The organism is Allolucifera butyrica, assembly GCF_900476375.1.
GTDB classification, from domain to species: domain Bacteria; phylum Bacillota; class Negativicutes; order Sporomusales; family UPPP01; genus Lucifera; species Lucifera butyrica.
Genome location: NZ_UPPP01000118.1, coordinates 1 through 3070, shown reverse-complemented (window position 1 = coordinate 3070; position 3070 = coordinate 1). Strand labels below are relative to the sequence as shown.

At 55.6% G+C, this 3070-nt stretch carries 3 protein-coding genes; all 3 read left to right on the top strand.

The window, feature by feature from the left end:
* Positions 1-550: F0F1 ATP synthase subunit delta (locus tag LUCIF_RS23420; RefSeq protein ID WP_122630244.1), on the top strand; the 550-nt coding region annotated here is incomplete at its 5' end.
* Positions 547-2055 (top strand): F0F1 ATP synthase subunit alpha, encoded by a 1509-nt coding sequence (atpA, locus tag LUCIF_RS23415; protein WP_122629767.1) that lies wholly within the window; start codon positions 547-549, stop codon positions 2053-2055. The genes LUCIF_RS23420 and atpA, both read left to right, overlap by 4 nt.
* 102 nt (positions 2056-2157) lie before the next feature.
* Positions 2158-3018: an ATP synthase F1 subunit gamma gene (atpG, locus tag LUCIF_RS23410; RefSeq protein ID WP_122630243.1), complete on the top strand. Its 861-nt coding sequence runs from the start codon at positions 2158-2160 to the stop codon at positions 3016-3018.
* Positions 3019-3070 lie beyond the last annotated feature (52 nt).

Below are 3070 nucleotides of genomic sequence, written 5' to 3'. Positions count from 1 at the left end.
CAAATACGCCCAGGCCATCTATGAACTGGCAGTGGAAAATAATAAGCTGGAATCCGTAGGAAAGGAATTGGCCGCAGTGGGCAGCACCATTGAGGGACAGGAAGAATTGGCAACGCTTTTGTATCACCCGCGGGTCCCGGCGGAGGCTAAAAAAGAAGTGCTCCGGCAAATATTCCAGAGCGAACTGACTGATTTTGTCTATAAATTTTTGCTGCTGCTGGTGGATAAACGGCGGGAAACCGCATTGCCGGATATACTGAAGGAATATAATCAACTCGCCAATCAGGCCCGCAACATTGCCGAGGCGGAGGTCACCACCGCCCTGCCGCTGACGCCGGAGGAAGAAGAGGCGCTGGCGAAAAAACTGAGCACGGTGACAGGCAAACAAGTGATATTAAAAACCAACATAAACAAGAGCATCATCGGCGGAGTGATCGTGCGAATGGGGGACAAACTGATAGACGGCAGCGTGGCCCGGCAAATGCAGATGCTGAAAACGGCGCTGATGAATATGGAAGTGACAAAGATTGGGGTGACGAACGAGATATGAAAATGAGGCCAGAAGAAATAACCTCGATAATCAAACAGCAAATCGAGCGTTACCAGGTAGACCTCAATGTGGACGACGTAGGCACCGTAATCGAAGTCGGTGACGGCATCGCGCGGATCCACGGACTGGAAAAGGCAATGGCGGGAGAACTGCTGGAATTTCCGGGCGGAGTCTACGGCATGGTGCTGAATCTGGAGGAAGATAACGTCGGCGGTGTACTGCTGGGCGGCGAGACGCTGATCAAAGAAGGCGACACGGTACGGAGAACGGGAAGAATCATGGAAGTGCCGGTAGGCGAGGCCATGGTAGGCAGGGTAGTGAACGCCCTGGGGCAGCCGGTGGACGGCAAAGGGCCGATTCATACGACCGAATTCCGGCCGGTGGAATATAAAGCCCCTGGAATTGCGGACAGACAGTCTGTAAAAGAGCCGCTGCAAACGGGACTGAAAGCCATTGACTCGATGGTGCCGATTGGGCGCGGTCAGCGCGAATTGATCATAGGCGACCGTGGGACAGGCAAAACAGCTATCGCGGTAGATACCATAATCAACCAAAAAGGGCAGGGAGTTACCTGCATTTACGTGGCGATCGGGCAGAAAGCGTCGACGGTGGCGCGGGTAGTACATACGCTGGAAGAACACGGAGCGATGGAATATACCATCGTAGTGGTGGCGTCGGCCTCGGACAGTGCGCCGCTGCAATATCTGGCGCCCTATGCCGGAGTAGCCATGGGCGAATATTTTATGCATAAAGGCGGTCACGTCCTGTGCGTGTACGACGACCTGAGTAAACATGCCACGGCGTACCGGGCCATGTCCCTGCTGCTGCGGCGTCCGCCGGGCCGGGAAGCCTATCCGGGCGACGTTTTTTATCTCCACTCGCGTCTGTTGGAACGGGCAGCGAAACTGTCCGGTGAACTGGGAGGCGGGTCCATAACGGCGCTGCCGGTCATCGAAACGCTGGCAGGGGACGTATCGGCATATATCCCGACGAACGTGATTTCAATTACGGACGGGCAGATCTTCTTGGAAAGTGAACTGTTCCATGCGGGGGTGCGGCCGGCAATCAACGCAGGCTTATCCGTATCACGCGTAGGCGGTTCGGCGCAAATCAAGGCGATGAAACAAGTAGCGGGAAGGCTGCGGCTGGACCTGGCGCAATACCGGGAACTGGCAGCGTTCGCCCAATTCGGCTCGGACCTGGATAAAGTAACCAAGGCACTGCTCGACCGGGGCCAGCGGACCATGGAAATGCTGAAGCAGCCGCAATATTCGCCGCTGCCGGTAGAAGAACAGGTAGTGGCTATTTACGCAGCAGTAAACGGCTACATTGACGATGTGCCGGTGGAAGAAGTGACCAAATTTGAAGGGGACCTCTTAAAATTCATGCGGGCCAACTATGCGGAAGTAACCAAGGGGATCCGGGAAAAGAAAATGATTGACGCCGAATGCGAAACGGCTTTGAAGAAAGCGATAAAAGAATACAAGGATACGCTATTCCGGTGAGGCACAAGGCGCAGGGCGCGGAGAGGGGCATAAGGCTCCTCCCGCTCCGAGCTTTGAGCCGGGAGCCCTGAGCTAAGCGCCAGGAAATGGGGTGATAAAGAGATGCCAAGTGCAGGAGATATACGGCGAAGAATCAAGAGTGTAAAAAACATCCAGCAGATCACCAAGGCCATGAAGATGGTGGCGGCGGCCCGGCTGAGAAGGGCGCAGGAAAAGGCGAATGCCAGCCGGCCCTATACGGAAAAAATCAGACAAGTCCTGAAGCATGTGGCGGCCGGGGCAGGTGACGCGGTACATCCGTTATTGGTGGTACGGGACGTGAACAAAACGGGCTACCTGGTGTTGAGCTCCGATAAAGGACTGGCGGGAGCGTATGCCTCCAATCTGTTTAAAGAAGTAGTGCCGCAAATCCGGGGCAAGGAAAATGCGGGTCTGATCACGGTGGGCCGGAAGGCGCGGGATTATTTCCGGCGGCGGGGTTATCGCATTGACAAGGAGTACAGCGGTTTTTCGGAAAAACCGGGTTATGAGCACGCGGCGGCCATCGCGAAAGAACTGGCGGAACGGTTTGAGGCAGGGGACTATGATGAAATCTATCTCGTATATACGGAATTTCGCTCGGCCATCAGTCAACAGCCGGTTACGGTGAAACTGCTGCCGGTGGAAGAAAGCGGACAGCAGGGCGGGGAAGCCGGGAAAGGGCGGCAGGAATATATTTTCGAACCGTCCGCAGGAGAAGTGCTGGGTCTGTTATTGCCCAAATACCTGGAGACGGTAATCTACGGTGCGCTGCTGCAAGCGTCGGCCAGTGAACTGGGAGCGCGGATGACGGCCATGGGGTCGGCAACGGACAATGCCCAGGAGCTCATTTCCAAATTGGTATTGAACTACAACAAAGTGCGGCAGGCGACCATTACCCGGGAAATTTCGGAAATCGTGGGCGGTGCCGAAGCACTGAAATAAGAGAGAGCTCAAAGCGCAAGGGCCATGGCGCGAGAGGCACCGGCCAAGAGCC